This window comes from Rothia sp. HMSC078H08, from assembly GCF_001808955.1.
Classification (GTDB): Bacteria; Actinomycetota; Actinomycetes; order Actinomycetales; family Micrococcaceae; genus Rothia.
Map to the genome: position 1 here is coordinate 160,551 of NZ_KV795256.1, position 17,472 is coordinate 178,022.

Sequence of the window (17,472 nt, forward strand, 5' to 3'; positions counted from 1 at the left end):
AGGAATGTATTTCCATGACTTCCGTTTTTCTTACCCGCCGCGCAATGTTGAGCGGCAGCGCAATGTTGAGCATTGGTACCCTGTTCGCAGCCTGCGGCCAGCAGGCGGCTAATGAGGCGGTAGCCGCCGCCTCCGCAGCACCGAGCGAAACCGCTTCGGCGGTTGCGGCAACATCTGAGTCGCCTTCGGCAAGCGCAACCCTGAAGCCGGTCGTTACCCGCGGCTACTCCGGCGGTTCCAAGGCACCTGACGGCGAGTATCGCAAGGCAGACGGATATGGTCCTGCACAGAATGTTCCTCTTCCGAAAGCAGAGCCGTAGCAGTACCCCGAGTCTGAACAAGGCCTCTACCGTATGATGAAGGATTGGCTTGTCTCCCATAACTACGCGATTCAGACCGGTGACTGCTCCTACGCTTTCAAATACGTTACGGACGAATCTGAAGAATACGGATTTTACCTGTTCATTGAGGACCTTTACCAGAACGGCGGGTGGACTGTTGACGGGCTGGATAGCTACCAACCCCAAGGCCCGCTCATCTACGATGAGGCGAAGAAAAAGTACCGAATGCTGCATCGCCGGTTCTGGACCACTGTTATGTACGTGGAGTCTAATGGTCACCTTGATATGCAGGCTAATACTGACACCAGCGACGATACTTTCTACTTCCTTTTCACCTACTCTGACGGCTATTGGAAAATTGCTGGCAGTAAAACGGAAGAGGAATTGCAAAACGAGAAGTAGCCTTTTCTTTTGATTCACATACCACACCGATATAAGGAATCTACTTCCATGAATTCTGTTTTTCTTACCCGCCGCGCAATGTTGAGCAGCGGCGTGATGCTGAGCCTTGGCGCTCTGCTTGCGGCCTGCGGCCAGCAAGCCACCAACGAGGCGGCAGCCACCGCCTCCACCGCACCAAGCGAATCGGCTTCGGCGTCTGCGGCGGTTTCCGATGCCGCTTCTGCATCGGCTACTCCGAGCCCAGTCATTACCCGCGGCTACTCTGGAGGCTCGAAGGCACCCGACGGCGAATACCGCAAAGCTGATGGTTACGGCCCTGCGCAGAATGTTCCTCTGCCGAAAGCCGAGCCGCAGCAGTACCCCGAAACCTTCGCTGGACTCCGTGAGATGATGCGTGACTGGATTAAGGCACGCAACTACGGTATCCAGACCGGTGATATGCAGTATGTATGGCCCTACATGCTGGACACTTTTGATGAGGACATTAAATTCCTGCACTACATCGAGGATCTTTACAAAAGCGGTGGCTGGGTTATCGAAGGCACCTCAGAATACCAGGCCGAAAGCGATCTGATGTATGACGAAGAAGCCAAAGAATATTGGACTCTCACGCGACGCTTGTGGACTTATGGCATGTACGTAAACCCCAATGGCAAGGTGTATGAGCGTACTAATACCAGCAACGAAAATGAAATATTTATGTTCCGCTATAAGTATCAGAATGGCTACTGGCGACTCTCGGAGCATCGCTCGAATAAGGAGCTACGTGAGCAGGGAATTATCTAGTAGCCCTTTGCAACTCACGCACCACACCGATACGAGGAATGTATTTCCATGACTTCCGTTTTTCTTACACGCCGCGCAATTACATGCAGTATGTATGGCCCTCTATGCTGGATACCTACGAGAAGGATATTAAGTTCCTCAAGGATATCGAAGGCCTTTATCAGCGCGGAGGCTGAGGTGGTGCGCTCCCCGGGCCGGGTCTGTATTCCTACTTTCTAGTTTACCAAATAAGACTATAATAAGGAGTGTTTATTCTCGGAGGTTTTTATGTCATTTCTATCAAAAAATTGGGCAGGACTGTCAGTCTGTCTGATCATTTCTATCATCTCTTGGGTTTTAGGAGGATTTCTGCCTGTTGTGGGAGCACCTGTTTTCGCCATTTTTATCGGAATGATTCTCCATCCCTTTCTCACTTCCTATACACAACTGGATGCCGGTTTGACTTATAGCTCCAAAAAATTGCTTCAGTATGCTGTTATTTTGCTTGGGTTTGGACTCAGTATCTCACAAGTTTTCGCAGTTGGAAAATCTTCCCTTCCTGTCATCATTTCGACCATTTCTATCGCTTTAATTATTGCTTTCTTTTTCCAACGCTTTTTTAATCTGGATACAAAGCTTGCTACCCTGGTCGGTGTAGGTTCTTCTATCTGTGGCGGTTCTGCCATTGCAGCGACTGCTCCTGTTATTCACGCCAAGGAAAAAGAAGTGGCCCAAGCCATTTCTGTTATCTTTTTCTTCAATGTCTTGGCAGCTCTTATCTTTCCAACTCTAGGTTCTTGGCTCCATCTTTCCAACGAAGGTTTTGCTCTCTTTGCGGGTACTGCGGTCAACGATACTTCCTCTGTGACAGCTACTGCTAGTGCCTGGGATAGTCTTTACAATGCAAACACTCTTGAGCCTGCAACTATTGTCAAACTGACACGCACTCTAGCTATTATCCCTATCGTTCTCTTCCTCTCCTATTGGCAAAGCCGTCAACAAGGCGACAACCAAGGAGTGAAGCTTAAAAAAATCTTCCCCGTTTTCATTCTCTACTTTATCCTAGCTTCTCTGCTAACTACTCTTCTCACATCTTTCGGTGTCAGCACTAGCTTCTTTTCACCTCTCAAACAACTCTCCATATTCTTCATCATCATGGCTATGAGTGCTATTGGTCTCAAAACCAACCTCATTGCTATGATCAAATCCAGTGGAAAATCCATTCTTCTTGGAGCCCTTTGCTGGATTGCTATCATCTTGACTAGTCTTGGCATGCAATTACTCATCGGTATTTACTAAGAAAAAAGGGAGCCTAAAGGCCACCTCAGAACGTAGACAAATCAGATGGATTTTGGACTGTCGTTGGCTCGCTTTCTCAAGAGCAGCTGAAGGAAAAAGGGCTACTGAAATAACCCCATAACCATTGAGAAGCCACATGTGTTTCGAGAAGCCACCATTATTGTGGCTTCTCGAAACACATGTGGCTTCTCGGCGCATAGGTATCAGCGCATAGGTATCGGCGCGTGGTGACTTCCGTAAAATGGTATCTATGGCTAAGAAAACTAAAGGTAAGAAGAGCGGCGCAGCAACCGCCGCCGTAGCACTGCTGACCGAAACGAACACCCCCTTCCAGATGCGCGAATACGAGCACGTTGAGGGCGTCACCTCCTTCGGTGAAGAGGCCGCGAAGAACCTCGGCGCCTCCGAGGAGCAGGTGTTCAAGACCCTGCTGATTGTGCACGAGAAGGATTTCGCGGTCGCAATCGTACCCGTGTCTGGCAAGCTCAACGTGAAGGCGGCCGCCGCAGCCCTCGGCTGGAAGAACGCCTCCATGTGCGACCCGAAGGTCGCCGAACGCCGCACCGGCTACGTGGTCGGAGGCATCTCCCCGCTGGGCCAGAAGACCCCCTCCCCCACCCTGCTCGATGAGTCTGCGCAGCTTTTTGACACGATCATGGTCTCTGGCGGTAAGCGCGGCCTGGACGTTGAGCTCGCCCCGGACGACCTGCTGAAGCTCACCAACGGCAAGTACGCTGACATCCGCGCTTAGTCCGCGCTCAGCGGGAATAATCCGCCCGGCCGCGGCGTTACATATACCGTAAGAGCCTGGGCATGAGAGCAAACTGAAGGAGTCATGATGGGCAATTCGCTACCTGGCGTGGGTGCTATCGCCAAGAACTGGCGTGAAGTCCTCAAGCCTGAAGAGTACGCTGTTCTGCGTGAGGGCGGCACCGAGCGCGCGTTCACGGGCGAGTACTGGAACACCCACACTGAGGGTGTGTATTCGTGCCGTGCTTGCGGTACGGAGCTGTTCCGTTCCGATCAGAAGTTCGATTCGCATTGTGGTTGGCCGTCGTTTTTCGCGCCGCTGGCTGAGGACCGTGTGCGTTACCTGGAGGACACGACGTTCGGTATGCGCCGTGTGGAGGTGCGTTGCGCCGCCTGCGATTCGCATCTGGGTCACGTGTTTGAGGGTGAGGGTTTTCCGACTCCCACGGATTTGCGGTATTGCATTAATTCGGTGTGTCTGACGCTGACCCCGGCGGGTGAGGCACAGCCTAGTGAAGCACAGCCTGGTGATACTCCGGTTGACGAGGCGGAAGCCGCCGAATAGAGCCCGGCAAGCCCCCTCGCGGGCGTACCGGTGAACCCCTTATTGTGAGTATCTCTAAATTCGAGGCTTTAAGCTCGGGCGGGTAGAATGGCGTAGTGCCTTCGCGGGCACGCCACCCCGCCCGGGCTCGTGTTTGCTCGGGCGTACGCCTACCCGGGCATCTGGCGCGTCGAATCAGACAGAGGAAAAGGATTGAGTGCATGAGTACCGCAGCTGAACAGAATGCCGCAGGCACCCCTCAGCTGACCCTTCACGGTATCGAAGTTCCGGACGTTGTTCCTCTGGAGGCCCCTTCCTCACCGATTCCGACTCTCATCACCACTGAGAGCGGTCTGCGTCGTGCCGCTGAGCAGTTGGCGGCGGCGTCCGGCCCGGTGGCTGTTGATACGGAGCGTGCCCAGGGCATCCGCTACGGTTCGCGTGCTTTTTTGGTGCAGCTTAAGCGTGAAGATCAGCTGTACCTGATTGACCCTGAGGCGTTTAAGGATTTGCGCATTATTAACGATGCTCTGGCGGATGCTGAGTGGGTTATTCACGCCGCAATTCAGGACTTCCCGAGCCTGGATATGCTCGGTATGCGCCCGAACCGTCTGTTTGATACGGAGCTTGGTGCGCGTCTTGCCGGTCTGGAGCGCGTGAACCTGGGTGCGACCGTTGAGGAGCTTCTCGGCTATAAGCTGGCGAAGAAGCACTCGAAGGAAGACTGGTCGCGCCGCCCCCTGCCGGAATCCTGGTTGAACTATGCTCTGCTGGACGTTGACGTGCTCATTGATTTGCGTGATGCGTTGGAGGATTTGCTCCGCCAGCAGGGTAAGCTGCAGTACGCTCTGGAGGAGTTTGAGTACCTGTGCAAGACCCCGGTGAAGGATCCGACGGATCAGCCGGAGCGTTGGCGTAAGACGAAGGGCCGCACGATGTTGCGTTCGGTCAAGCAGCTGACGGCGCTGCGTAACCTGTGGCTTGAGCGTGACTCGCTGGCACGTAAGAAGGACGTCGACGCGAAGCGTCTGCTACCTGATTCTGCGATTGTGGAGGCGGCACGCACCATGCCGCGTAACGTGCCCGCTATCATGTCGATTCCTGGTTTTCAGACGCGTGGTTTGCGTCGTGAGGGCCCGCGTTGGGTGCGTGCTATTGCCGCGGCGGCACGCGGTGAGAACGCCGTACCGTTCACTTTGCCGTCGACTGCCCCGCCGCCGTTGAAGGCATGGGAGTCTAAGCGCCCCGAGAACTTGGCGCTGTTCACCGAGGTTCGTCAGGCAATTGATGAGCTCTCTGAGGAGCTGAATATCCCGGCGCAGAACCTGATCACGACCGATTATGTTCGCCGCCTCTGCTGGGAGCCGCCGGCTCGTTTTGACGAGCAGACCCTGCGGGATGCACTCGCCGAGTACGGTGCGCGTCCGTGGCAGACGGGTCTGGTTGCCCCCGTGATTGCGCCGATTTTTGCCCGTCACCTGGGGTAGATTTCACTAACGCTCAATAGATGTGTGCCGGTTGGGTGTGTTGCTGATGCGACCACCCGACCGGCATTTTTGTGCCTCGGGAGTGTGCCTCAGGATTTTGTCTCGGGGGGGGAGCAAATGCGAACCAAGCTTCGCCTGCTCTCATTCGATTTTTATCCCAAACCGGCATAGGGTGGAAAGAGTACACGAAAGGAACCACCATGCCCGCACCCAACGGATGCTGCCGCTCTCAGAAGGCATGCGCCTCCCCCACTGCATCTGCCACTACCGAATCTGCCGCCGTCGAAACCGCAGCCGCTACCGCAGAGACGGATTCTTCTGCTCGCGTCTTCTCCCGCCGCGCAACCCTCATCACCGGTGCCGTCGCATCCGGTGCGTTGCTCGCCTCCTGCGCTGAAGGTGACTCCAACGTCACCGCCCCCGAAGGCACCGTTGAGGTGGGTTCCGCCTCCGCAGTGGGCGTGGGCAAGGCAGCTAAGCTGACTCACGGTTCCACGACCGTTATCGTGTCCCAGCCGTCCGCGGGTGAGTACAAGGCGTTCAGCACCGTGTGCACCCACCAGGGCTGCCAGGTGCAGGTGCAGGATTCCAACCGTATCGTGTGCCCCTGCCACGGCTCCGAGTACGCCGTAGCTGACGGCTCGGTCGTGCACGGCCCTGCAGAGGAGGCGCTGACCAGCTACCCGGTGCAGGTGAAGGGCGGCAAGATTTTCGTCACCCACACCTCCAACGATTCCTAAACCGGCGGCTCAGAACCTACGTACAGCAAAACCTCTACACAGCAAGACCTGCGCACAGCAAAGTCCCGCCCATCACGACTGATGGGCGGGGCTTTATGCTGTCTGATGGTGCCCGCGGCTACTGATGCCCGTTACTAAGGCGTGCTCAGGCGGCACTCAGATACGACCGCTTAGCGGGTGTGTCGCGGCTTCTGACCCTCTTCACGAGCGAACGGAACCTTATCGCCAGCCAGTTGCGCACGCAAATCCGCGATAATGGTTTCGGCGGTCAGGCCGACCTCCTCCAGAATCTGCTCGCGAGAAGCATGCGGAATGAACTCCGCCGGAAGACCCAGCTCGCTCAGCGCGGTATCCACGCCAGCCGCACGCATTTCCTGGCGGATGCGCGAACCCACGCCGCCGGAACGCACGCCGTCCTCAATGGTCACCACAATGCGGTGATCACGAGCCAGCTCAACGACCGAAGACGGCACCGGCATCACCCAGCGCGGGTCAACCACGGTGGACTGGATGCCCTCGGCGGCAAGCACCTTGGAGGCTTCCAGAGCCACGCGAGCCATAGCGCCCACGGCAACGAACAGCACGTCACGCTGACCGGTCTCCGGGTGGGGTTCACCGGTGCGTGCCAGCACATCCACGCCGTCGCTGCGGCGCTCCAGGGCGGGAATGTCCTCGCCCACGGAGCCCTTCGGGTAGCGAATCACGGTCGGTGCATCGTTAATAGCTACAGCCTCACGCAGCTCTTCGCGCAGGGTCGCGCCATCACGCGGAGCCGCCAAGTGCAGACCCGGAATGAACTGCAGCATCGCCAAATCCCACATGCCGTGGTGGCTTGCACCGTCCGGACCGGTAATGCCGGAGCGGTCCAGCACCACGGTCACGCCCGCCTTGTGCAGGGCAACGTCCATGAGCAGCTGGTCAAAGCCGCGGTTCAGGAAGGTTGCGTAGAGGGCAACCACCGGGTGCATGCCGCCGTACGCCAGGCCGGCGCTCATCGCCACGGCGTGCTGCTCAGCGATACCTACGTCAATAACGCGCTCGGGGTGGCGCTTCTGGAATTCGCGCAGACCCACGGGAATGAGCATCGCGCCGGTAATACCGACGACGTTCTCCTGCTCATCCGCAATATCTGCAATTTCGCGGCCAAAGACGCCGGTCCACGACTCGGAGGTGCTGGTCGAAACATCCTCACCGGTCAGCGGGTCAATCTGGCCCACCGCGTGGAACTGGTCGTCCTCATTCGCGCGGGCGGGCGCGTAGCCGTGGCCCTTCTCGGTAATGGCGTGCACAATCACCGGGCCGGCATAGTTCTTCGCCGCGGTCAGTGCGTTCTCCACAGCCTGCTGGTCGTGGCCGTCAATCGGGCCCACGTACTTCATGCCCAGGTCTTCAAAAATGCCCTTGGGTACGACGACGTCCTTAATGCCCGCCTTCATGCCGTGCAGGCCGCGGTACACCATCTGACCGACGGGGCCGCCACGCTGCAGACCGATGCGCACCGCATCCAGAGCATTGTCGTAGCGGTGATCGAGGCGCACACGATCCACATGCTGCTGCACACCGTGCTTGAGCTCAGAGAGCTGGTTCGCGAAACCGCCAATGGTCGGCGCGTAGGAGCGGCCGTTATCGTTGACCACAATCACGACCTTGCGGGTGCGGTCGGCAGCAATATTGTTCACAGCCTCCCACGCCATGCCGCCGGTCAGCGCGCCGTCACCAATGAGGACCACGGTGTAGCGGTCATCTTCACCGTTGAGCTTGTGCGCGCGAGAAATACCGTCAGCCCACGAAATCGAGCTGGAGGCGTGCGAAGACGCGATAATGTCGTGCTCAGACTCGCCACGATCCGGGTAACCCGACAGGCCACCCTTCTGACGCAGAGTCTTAAACGCGTGACGACCAGTCACCAGCTTATGCACATAGGACTGGTGGCCGGTGTCGAAAAGAATATTGTCCTTGGGAGATTCGAAGACACGGTGAATGCCGAGGGTCAGCTCCACAACGCCCAGGTTCGGGCCCAGGTGACCGCCGGTCGCCGACACGTTCGTCACGATGAACTGGCGGATCTCCTTAGAGAGCTCCTCCAGCTGCTCGTAGCTGAGGTTCTGCAGGTCCGCCGGGCGCTGAATACCCGGGAGCAACTTAGCAGTGGCGCCATCGCCAATGCTGTAGTCGGCGGTGGGTGCGCCACCGGCGGCGCTATTCGGGGTCTCCTCCTGCGGCAATGCGTTTTCAGCGGACATACACCCACACTCCTCAAGGTCGGGGCACGGCTCATTCCGTGCGTTGGTTCTTCAATGATTCTACCGTTTACGATGCCAAAAAGCAGATTTATGCGCCCGCAGAGCAAGACGCACCGGGTTGAGCGAAAACGGCCTGAAATAACCCCTAGTGGGCAGGCTGGTGAACAGCCCAACCCGTCCAACACGGCGATTATTTGCTGCTTTGTTACGGCTACTAGCCTCGCGCTACTCTCCGCACTACTTGGTGCGGCGGCGGCGCGGACGAGGCTTCGCCGGGGCACGCTCAAAAAGCGCAACCGTCTCCACATGATGCGTATTCGGGTACATATCAAACGCCCGAAGCTGCACCATATCCCAACCCAGCTCACGCAAAATACCGGTGTCACGACCCAGGGATGCCGGATCGCACGCCACGTACAGAATACGCTTGGGGTCCAGCGCATCCAGGCGTTCCAAGGTGGTTCGGTTCGCGCCCTCACGGGACGGGTCAAGGACCACCGCATCAATGGCGGGGATTTCGCCAAACTCAAGGGCGGTCTTCAAGTCCACCAGGTGACGTGCCACGTCGCCGCGAATCACCTCAATGCGGGTGTCCGCAGAGTTCTCGGTGCGGGAGCAGCCATCCGGCGCGAAGTTCGAGCGCGCATCCTTATGGGTCACCGGGGAGCCCTCAATGCTGACCACGGTGCCGGTGGCGCCCACGGCGTCCGCGAGCGCGGCGGTGAACAGACCCGCGCCGGCGTACAGGTCGAGGGTGCATTCGCCTTCCTGCGGGCGGAGCATGGTGAGCATGGTTCCGACCATGGTGGAGGGGGCGGCGCGGTGAATCTGCCAGAAGCCGCCGGCGGACACCTGGTAGCTGAAGCGGCGGGAGCCGAAGGTGACTTCTTCGGTGACGGAGCGCAGACCCGCGCCGAGCAGCTGGTCGCCTTCGGGTACGCGGCGGTAGGGGCTGTGGGCGGAACCGGGGCGGCGGCGCTTGGGCTTGCCGTTGGAGGTGGACTGCGGGGTAAAGAACAGCGAAATCTTGCGCTTGGCGAGCAGACCCCAGGCGTCGGATGCCTGCTGTTCGATGTCCTTAGCGACCTCCTCGACGGAGAAGCGCGGGTCGACGATGAACTGCAGCAGGACCCTACCGCGGGAGGAGACGGTCGCCTCGACTTCGCGTACGCCGCGCAGGTTCAGCTGTTCAAGCTGCAGGTTACGCAACTCGGTGGCGGCGAGGGGAAAGTCGACGACCGGTACGGGCTGGGAGGCGCGGTACGGGTGCATGCCGACGCGCCAGGTGACGGCAGGGCTCTTCTTGCCGCCGTTCTGCTCTTCGCTATTGTGCGCGCGGACCTTGGTCACGTTGTAGCGCACGCGGCTACGCCAGGACAGACCCTCGTTGTTATCGCGCAGGGGCAGCTCTTCAACCATGAGGTTGGTCAGCAACGGCGATTCGAGGGGCAGGCCGCCCAGGCGGTTGATTTGGGTGCGGACGATATCGGTCTTGTAGCGTCGCTGCTCATCCAGGTTGATGTGGCCGTACTCCATGCCGCCGAGTAGTTCGGGTACGCCGGTTGCTGCGGCGCGTTCCTCTTCGGTGGCGAGCGCATCCGCCTGAATCCAGGGGTGGGCACGGCGCGCCAGGGAGGGTACGGGTACGGAAATAACGTCCGCGAAGTAGAAGCGGCGCTTGGGGCCGATTGCGGTGATGCGCACTTCAGCCTGTTCGCCGACGATGCCGTGACGCACAAAGATGACGCCCTGTTCGGTGCGCGCTACGAAGGCGCCGCCGTGTGCGGGTGCCTCACAGGTGACGGTGAGGGTCTGCCCGACGCTGTATCCGTCTACTTTTTTAGAGGCGGCAGGCGTGGTAGCAGTGTGAGTCACAGCATTGTCTCCTAAAGAATCACTTAATGTGAACTATTTTACACCGGTTTGTATCTTTATTCCGATTCCGACGCCCCGCTAGGGGTACCGAATAGGGCGTAAAGGGCAAAGTCCAGGCGCTATTCGAGGGGATGTACGAGGCTACGTACGGGGTGTACGGAGGCTCAGAAATCGGCTTAGCCGATACGGCTAGCGCTTCTTCTCGCGCGCCACAGCGTCCGCCTCGTGCAGGCGGCCGCGGTACACCGCGTGGCGGTTACTCTGAATCAGTTCGCGGCCGCCACCGGCTGAACGAGTAATCTTCGGGGCGACAGCTGCCGTTGGGTCCTCTGCTTCTACCGTTGATTCTTCGCTTTGTAAACGCTGATCAAAAATCTCATCATACACCTCATCCTCGTGCATCGCCCAGGGCACGGTTGCCGTCATAACGCCTGGCTCATGCAGAAGCGCCTGCTTGAGGCGGCGCACCGTGCGGCGGTGCAGAAGACGCTGCCACCAGTGCTCCACCACGAATTCCGGCAGGTAGACCACCAAAATATCGCGCGGTGACTTCTTGCGGCGGCGGCGAATATACGAGACGACAGCATCCACCGTGTCACGGTACGGCGAGTCAATGACCGACAGCGGCACCGGAATACCGAGGGCGTACCAGCGCTTCTTCACGACCTCCAGGGCGGCCCGGTCGTTGTTGACCGTCAGCGCCTCAATCGTGGAGGGGCGGCCGGCACGCGCATACGAGAGGGCACGAACCACCGGGCGGCGCACACGCTCCACGTACACGATGGCGTGCACACGCGAAGGCAGGGCCGCCACATCCGCAACGGATTCGGCGTTCAGGGGGATGTCCAGGGCGGCATCCACCGCATCGTAGTGGCGGCGAGTCACAACCATACCTCCAACCATCAGGGCAATCATTCCAAGGGAGAGCCACGCACCGGCGGCGAACTTCGTCACCACGACGATGACCAGCACCGCGGCGGTTACGACCACACCCACCACAGAGACAGCGATATCACGTAGCAGGGCGCGACGCGGCATCTGTGCGAGAGTAATACGCAGCAGGCGCATGCGGTAGCGCACCACCGCCAGCTGCACCAGCACCATGGACAGGCACATGCCCACAATGTACAGCTGAATCAGCGAGTACACGTCCGAGCCGAAAACGGTGGTGAGGAAAATTGAGAATGCCGACAGCGCCAGCACACCGTTCGCATACAGGCCGCGTGATTCCATGCTGCGGAAGAACACCGGCAGGTACTGGTAATCAGCCAGCGACGAGGCAATCACCGGGAAGCCGGTAAACGCAGTCAGCGAGGCAATAATCAGCACGCCCACCGTGGCAAACACCAGCAGCTGCGCGAAGAACGGAACACCCTGATAAATCGCCAAAGCCACCTGGTACAGCGCCGGCTTCTGGTGGAAGTACTCCCCCGGCGCGTGCCCGTCAATGAACAAGAAACGGGTCGTATCGTGCACCATGTGCACGCGGGTTGCCGCCGCAAAACCGAGCAGGCTCACCAGCAGGACCGAGGTAATCAGGCCCATCATCATCATGGTGACCGCCGCGTTATATTTCTTCGGACGGCGGAAATACTTCACCGAATTAGAGATCGTAGAAACACCCGAGAACGCCACCACACCGGCGGAGAACGAACGCGCCAGAAGCAGCACCAGCGCCAAGCCTTCCAGGGCATGATCGTGGTATTCGGGGGCAATCACGTAGGTCGCCGACTCAGCCAGCGGCAGGGTACCCGTCGCGGCACGAATCCAACCCACAATGAGGGTCGCTCCTAACAGCGCCAAGAAAACGTACAGCGGCCAGTACGCAATCTTGCCCAGCAGCTGCACGCCACGCAGCGCAAACAGCGTCAGCGCGACAATGAGTAGCACAGCAATGTGCGTGCGCCAATCCTGAATCTGCGGATACAACGCCACCAAAAACGAGGACGCCGAAGACATCGACACCGCCACTGTGAGCATATAGTCCATCAGCGACGAAGCGCCCATCACAATCGACGGCAGCGCACCCAGTTTGCGGTGCACCAGCTGAATATCGCCCTCAGAAGCAATCTGATTAATGTTGTACCGGTACGTGCCAATCACCAGCAGACCCACCATCGCCACCCCCAAACCAATCCAGGGCGAAAAAGCGAGCGCAGACGCACCCGCGGCGGCAAGGGTCAAAATCATCTGGTCGGCGGCGTAGGCGACCGAAGAGATGCCGTCGGCACCGAAAAGAGGCAGGGCGTAGCGCTTCGGCAGATTGACAGCCGAAAGATTTCGCGTGCTGACCGGCCTGCCGGTCAGGGCGATGCGCATCTTATCCCAACGATTCCTCACGCTGTTAAGGCTATAGGTCGCGGCTTCAAAGCTCAATTTTATTCAGCCGAATAGTGGGCATGGCGAGCGGAATATCACGGAGCATCGGCGCGGAGGCTCACCCGCCCATTACACTGGTAGGGGTAGGCGGTAACGCCTTATCGACACAAAACATCAACACATTCGGAGGGTTGTATGCCTCACTTCGTCATTATGGGTGCCGGGCGCGTGGGCGTCATGTTGGCGCGCACTCTGGAAGCTTCGGGGCATACGGTCGCCGTCATTGACCAGGACGAACGTGCTTTCCAGCCGCTGCGTAAGGGCTTTGAGGGCCGTCTGGTGACCGGTGTTGGCTTCGATGAGGACACTCTCAAGCGTGCCGGTATTACCGAGGCGTATGCTTTTGCCGCCGTCTCTTCGGGCGATAACTCGAATATTATTGCCGCCCGTGTGGCACGCGAAATGTTCAAGGTGAAGAACGTTGTGGCGCGTGTGTACGACCCGAACCGCGCCGAGTTCTTCCAGCGTATGGGTATTCCTACGGTGGCGTCGGTGCGTTGGTCCACCGACCAGGTGCTGCGCCGCCTGCTGCCCGAGCAGGCGCTCAAGGGTGATTTTCGTGAACCCTCGGGCCGCCTCATGCTCACCGAAATTCCGCTCGACGACGGCTGGGCGGGTCACGCGCTGACCAGCATCGAAAGTGCCGCCGGGGTGCGCATCGCCTACATCACCCGCTTTGGTGAGGGCATGCTCCCCCGCCCCGATTCCGCCTACCAGCAGGGCGACAGCGTGCACGTCATGATGCGCACCGACGACGTTGCGGACGTAACCCGTATTCTCTCCCGCCCGCCGCGCGTTGAAGACGAAGAAGTGGAGGCGGAGTACGCCCCCGCCTCGGGCCACCGCAAGCACCCCCACGCCCCGAAGAAACCCGCCGAGCAGGCGCACAACGACGGCCCCGTTATCGAGCATGAATTTCACCTCGGTGACACTCCCCCGGATCTGCCCGACCCCCTCGAACTCATCGGCCGCCATCGTGATTCCTCGAAAGGTGAGAAGTAAGTGAAGGTCCTCATTGTTGGTGCCGGTTCCGTGGGCGCCTCTATCGCTAAAGAGCTCATGATGAACGGCCACGACGTGACCATCATCGATTCCAAACCGGAAGTTAAGAAGCGCGCCGATCTGCCCGGTGTGCGCTGGCATATTGGTGATGCCTGCGAACTGTCCGTACTGCGCCAGGTGCACCCGAACAAGGCGGATGTGGTCGTTGCCGCAACCGGTGACGATAAGGCAAACCTGATGGTCTCCCTGCTGGTTCGCAGTGAGTTTGGTGTGCCGCGTACCGTGGCGCGTGTGAACAACCCGCGTAATGAGTGGCTCTTTGACGATTCCTGGGGTGTGGATGTTGCGGTGTCTACCCCGCGTCTGATGACCGCCCTCGTCGAGGAAGCCGTGGAAGTCGGCGACGTGGTGCGCCTGCTGACCCTGCAGGCTGGCGGCGCGACCCTCGCCGAGTACACCGTGCCGGATGACCACCCCGTCATCGGTTACCGTGTGGATCACGTGCAGTGGCCCGTCGATACGGTGCTCACCGCAATCCTGCGTGACGGCGCGCCAATCCCGCCCAGTGCCGATGTGGCGATTGAGGGCGGCGACGAGCTGTTCTTCATCACGACCATTGCCGGTGAGGACCAGATCCGCGCGCTGTTCGCCTAAGCGTTTATGCGCAAGCTTTTGCATAGCGTTTATACGTAAGTTTTTGAGGAGGCGAATGCCCCGGTTACCCTTACGGGTACCGGGGCTTTCGCTTACTTTTATGAAGCTATTTCACGAAGTCGCGGACTGTGATTTAGCGGTTCTTGGAGCTTCCAGACTCTCCGGGCACCTCAGTTTCTTCAGCATCCAGCGCCTCGGGGTCCTCGCTCACCGGCGCCTCCTCGGGAGCCGACACACGCCACGCCAGCCACACGCCCAAAGCGTACAGCGGCAGGCCCATAATCAGGCGGGTCGCGCCCAGCGCCTCCACATTATTCGCGAAATACAGGGGCACCTGCACAGCAAGACGCAGCATCATCAGCACGGTAATAATCCAGGTCGCCAGCATGTACTGGCGCAGACGCACCGGGTTCTCACGCCAGGTCAGCGCCTCACCGCGAATCACCGCGAAAATCAGACCCATCAGCGGCCAACGCACCAGCATCGACAGCAGATACGCCAGAATGTACACGCCGTTCGTCCAGAAACCGACCACAAAGTAGTCGCTCGCATTACCGGTACGGTACGCCGCAAACGCACAAATTGCCACGCCCACCAGACCGGTCAGCGCGCTCACCAGCTTAGAGCCCTGCACCAGGCGAATCAGCGTGAACACGCCCGCCGCAGCCAGCGCCGCAATCAGGGACAGGTTCAGTTCCTTCGTCACGGTGAACAACACCAGGAACGCCACAGCGGGCAGGGAGGATTCCACCAGGCCGCGCCAGCCGCCGATAGCGTGCAGAATATCCACATCGCCGTTGGCGGTGCGGCGCATATTCGCACCCATGGAGGCGCTCAGGCTCTGCGCCAGCTGATTTTCCTCCCGCGCCGGGTCATCAGCCGGGCTAGTTGCGGGGTTAGCGTTCGGGTCGGGCTGGGTCGAAGACTGCTCAGCGCTCATATTTTCCCTTCTCAGCAAAGAATTGCGGCACAATCTCATAGCGCGGGTTGTAAATCACCGGCTGATGCGCCCTCACCGACACCACGCCGGAACAGCGCAACAGCGCACCGGCAAGCACGCCGGGCACCATCCGCTGCCCCTGCCACTTCAGCAGAATCCGGTCCCCCGGGTTGAACGGCGCATAGGGCGGGAACGACACCTCGTGCTGATCCTGCACCGCCACGGTCGCCAAAGACGCCGTGTTCAGGTGGTGTTGCTTCTCGGAATCCTCGGACTCCTCGTCGAAATCCTCACCGGGCGGCTCCACAATCGGCATGCCAATCAGCGCCAACGGGCTCGACCACTGCAGAGGCTTCGACTTCGCCACCACCAGCTCGGCACGGTACATCGGCTTATCCTGCAGCGCAGGCAACCACACCTGCTCCACGCGTCCGGCAAGGCGTACGCGAAAGCGCTCGGGGTACCCGGGAGCAAGAATCTGCTCCTCCGGCACCGCGAGCGCACTCGGGTAGTTCGAGAACTCAGGCATTAGCCAATCTCGGTAATCTCAGGGCCGCGGCGAGGCATCGGGCGCAGCTTGCTGTGCTCGTTCTCGGTCTCTTCTTCCACGGCGGGCTCTTCCTCAGCCACAACCAGGTCGGCGGGCAGAGTCATGGGCAGCAGTTCGCGCGGCGGGCGCGGGTCGTCGCCACGGTCCACCACGACGGTGCGGAAAACTTCCTCCACGGATGCGGCAGCCTTGTCGTCACCGAGCACAGCCGCGCCGGAAATCACACCGCGCAGGAACCAACGGGGGCCGTCCACGCCCACGAAGCGGGCGATGCGCTCGCCGGGCTGACCGTCCGGGGTGACGGCGGGCAGGCGGGTCAGCATCTCGGCGCCGAATACGCCGGCGTAGATTTCGACGATGCCGCCCTGCGATGCGACGGACTCGGTCAGATCGTGACGGATATCGTCCCAGATGCCGGTGGTGCGCGGTGCGGCGAATGCCTGCACCTGCAGGGTTGCGCCGTCGCGGGTGATGGTTGCGGCGATAACCGCGCCGGTTGCGTCGTCAGTTTCGAGGCGCAGGTTCATGCCGTCGAGCAACTTGATGCGCAGCGCACCCAGGTCGACGTAGTCTTCGAGGTCTTCGGCGGTGACTTCTTCAATGTCGTGCGGGCCGTTGACGCGGTCGTACTTGATGACCTCGGGAGAGTTCTCCTCTTCCTTCAGCTCCTCAACCTCGACGTTGGTCTCCTCAATCTCTTCGGCGACAGCCTTGTCGATGGCGGCCTTTTCAGCCTCCTCGGCGTGCTTCTTTTTACCAAATCCGAACATGGTATTCCTACTTTCACCGCACGCAGGGTGCGGGGGTTTCTTCTCTTCTCTCGTGCGGTTTTCGCGGTGAGAGCAGACTAGTGGATTCCGCTGGAACCGAAGCCGCTGGAGCCGCGTTCGGTCTGATCCAGTTCGTCCACCACGGTAAAGGTTGCGTGCTCGTACTTCTGAATGATCAGCTGGGCGATACGGTCGCCGCGCTGCACGTGGAAGGACTTGGTCTTGTCAGTGTTGAGCAGGGTGACCATCAGCTCGCCGCGGTAGCCGGAATCAACGGTGCCGGGTGCGTTCACAATGGTGATACCGTTCTTGGTTGCCAGGCCGGAGCGCGGGTGCACCAGGCCAACGTAACCTTCGGGCAGGGCGATTGCCACGCCGGTGGGTACGAGGGCGCGTTCGCCCGGTTCCAGTTCGAAGTCGATACGGGAGCGCAGGTCAGCGCCGGCGTCGCCGGGCTTTGCGTAGGCGGGTGCGGGCAGCTCGGGGTCGAGCAGCTTAATGTGGACGTTTACGGGGGTCATCATGGTCAATACTCTAACCTTTCGCGGGTGTCTGTGCCATCACCTCGCGCTGTGTTGAGGCTCTACTGCGGGGTGTTTTCGTTGCGTGTTCGCGTTCAGCGCGTGCGGCGGCGTGCCGTGTTGGGTGCGACGCGGCGCTGTTCTTGCGTGCGCGGCTTTCACATACTCAACGGGGCGGGTGCACTCGGCACTCGCCCCGTCATGAGGTGT

At 59.7% G+C, this 17,472-nt stretch carries 16 protein-coding genes and 1 pseudogene; 10 read left to right on the forward strand and 7 right to left on the reverse strand.

What is annotated here, in order from left to right; translation table 11 throughout:
- Positions 1–14: 14 nt before the first annotated feature.
- From HMPREF2528_RS09265 to HMPREF2528_RS06105, 8 genes and pseudogenes are all read left to right on the forward strand, one after another.
- On the forward strand, positions 15–320 hold the full coding sequence (locus HMPREF2528_RS09265) for a hypothetical protein (RefSeq protein WP_246823895.1): 306 nt from the start codon (positions 15–17) through the stop codon (positions 318–320).
- Positions 321–341: 21 nt separating this feature from the next.
- Positions 342–743 (forward strand): annotated as a pseudogene (locus tag HMPREF2528_RS09270) (DUF6318 family protein); the annotation flags it as partial.
- A gap of 48 nt (positions 744–791) precedes the next feature.
- Positions 792–1,529 carry a DUF6318 family protein gene (locus HMPREF2528_RS06080; RefSeq protein WP_065423891.1) on the forward strand — a complete coding sequence of 246 codons (738 nt, stop codon included), beginning with the start codon at positions 792–794 and terminating at the stop codon, positions 1,527–1,529.
- A 267-nt stretch (positions 1,530–1,796) separates the two neighbouring features.
- Positions 1,797–2,807 carry a YeiH family protein gene (locus tag HMPREF2528_RS06085; protein WP_070543211.1) on the forward strand — a complete coding sequence of 337 codons (1,011 nt, stop codon included), beginning with the start codon at positions 1,797–1,799 and terminating at the stop codon, positions 2,805–2,807.
- Between the two features lie 250 nt (positions 2,808–3,057).
- Positions 3,058–3,558 (forward strand): Cys-tRNA(Pro) deacylase, encoded by a 501-nt coding sequence (gene ybaK / locus HMPREF2528_RS06090; RefSeq protein WP_070506566.1) that lies wholly within the window; start codon positions 3,058–3,060, stop codon positions 3,556–3,558.
- Positions 3,559–3,645: 87 nt separating this feature from the next.
- On the forward strand, positions 3,646–4,122 hold the full coding sequence (msrB, locus tag HMPREF2528_RS06095) for a peptide-methionine (R)-S-oxide reductase MsrB (protein ID WP_070543214.1): 477 nt from the start codon (positions 3,646–3,648) through the stop codon (positions 4,120–4,122).
- 200 nt (positions 4,123–4,322) lie between these two features.
- Entirely contained in the window at positions 4,323–5,588 is a 1,266-nt protein-coding gene (locus HMPREF2528_RS06100; RefSeq protein WP_070543217.1) for an HRDC domain-containing protein, read from the forward strand.
- Between the two features lie 200 nt (positions 5,589–5,788).
- A complete protein-coding gene (locus HMPREF2528_RS06105) occupies positions 5,789–6,328 on the forward strand; it encodes a Rieske (2Fe-2S) protein (RefSeq protein ID WP_070543220.1) in 540 nt (179 codons plus the stop codon).
- A gap of 170 nt (positions 6,329–6,498) precedes the next feature.
- Here the strand turns inward: HMPREF2528_RS06105 and dxs are convergent, their stop codons facing one another.
- The 3 genes from dxs to HMPREF2528_RS06120 all read right to left on the reverse strand — a co-directional run bounded on the left by dxs (position 6,499) and on the right by HMPREF2528_RS06120 (position 12,765).
- Positions 6,499–8,571: a 1-deoxy-D-xylulose-5-phosphate synthase gene (gene dxs, locus HMPREF2528_RS06110; RefSeq protein ID WP_083297882.1), complete on the reverse strand. Its 2,073-nt coding sequence runs from the start codon at positions 8,569–8,571 to the stop codon at positions 6,499–6,501.
- Between the two features lie 237 nt (positions 8,572–8,808).
- Entirely contained in the window at positions 8,809–10,446 is a 1,638-nt protein-coding gene (locus HMPREF2528_RS06115; protein WP_012903711.1) for a class I SAM-dependent RNA methyltransferase, read from the reverse strand.
- Between the two features lie 189 nt (positions 10,447–10,635).
- Entirely contained in the window at positions 10,636–12,765 is a 2,130-nt protein-coding gene (locus HMPREF2528_RS06120; RefSeq protein ID WP_070543223.1) for an APC family permease, read from the reverse strand.
- A 195-nt stretch (positions 12,766–12,960) separates the two neighbouring features.
- On the opposite strand from HMPREF2528_RS06120, the gene HMPREF2528_RS06125 reads away from it, so the two are divergent.
- Together HMPREF2528_RS06125 and HMPREF2528_RS06130 are read left to right on the forward strand one after the other, a co-directional pair.
- Complete coding sequence (locus HMPREF2528_RS06125) at positions 12,961–13,827, forward strand: potassium channel family protein (RefSeq protein WP_012903714.1); 867 nt, start codon at positions 12,961–12,963, stop codon at positions 13,825–13,827.
- Positions 13,828–14,481, forward strand: coding sequence for a potassium channel family protein (locus HMPREF2528_RS06130; RefSeq protein WP_005506372.1), 654 nt, complete (start codon positions 13,828–13,830; stop codon positions 14,479–14,481).
- 133 nt (positions 14,482–14,614) lie between these two features.
- Here the strand turns inward: HMPREF2528_RS06130 and HMPREF2528_RS06135 are convergent, their stop codons facing one another.
- The 4 genes from HMPREF2528_RS06135 to dut form a co-directional block, all read right to left on the reverse strand.
- Positions 14,615–15,421, reverse strand: coding sequence for a DUF3159 domain-containing protein (locus HMPREF2528_RS06135; protein WP_070543227.1), 807 nt, complete (start codon positions 15,419–15,421; stop codon positions 14,615–14,617).
- Positions 15,411–15,950, reverse strand: a complete 540-nt coding sequence (locus HMPREF2528_RS06140) for a hypothetical protein (RefSeq protein ID WP_049340596.1) — start codon at positions 15,948–15,950, stop codon at positions 15,411–15,413. Before HMPREF2528_RS06140 ends, HMPREF2528_RS06135 begins: the two co-directional genes overlap by 11 nt.
- Positions 15,950–16,741: a DUF3710 domain-containing protein gene (locus HMPREF2528_RS06145; protein ID WP_049337392.1), complete on the reverse strand. Its 792-nt coding sequence runs from the start codon at positions 16,739–16,741 to the stop codon at positions 15,950–15,952. The genes HMPREF2528_RS06140 and HMPREF2528_RS06145 overlap by 1 nt, the downstream gene beginning before the upstream one ends.
- A gap of 77 nt (positions 16,742–16,818) precedes the next feature.
- Entirely contained in the window at positions 16,819–17,265 is a 447-nt protein-coding gene (gene dut / locus HMPREF2528_RS06150) for a dUTP diphosphatase (protein ID WP_049354821.1), read from the reverse strand.
- Positions 17,266–17,472: the final 207 nt, after the last annotated feature.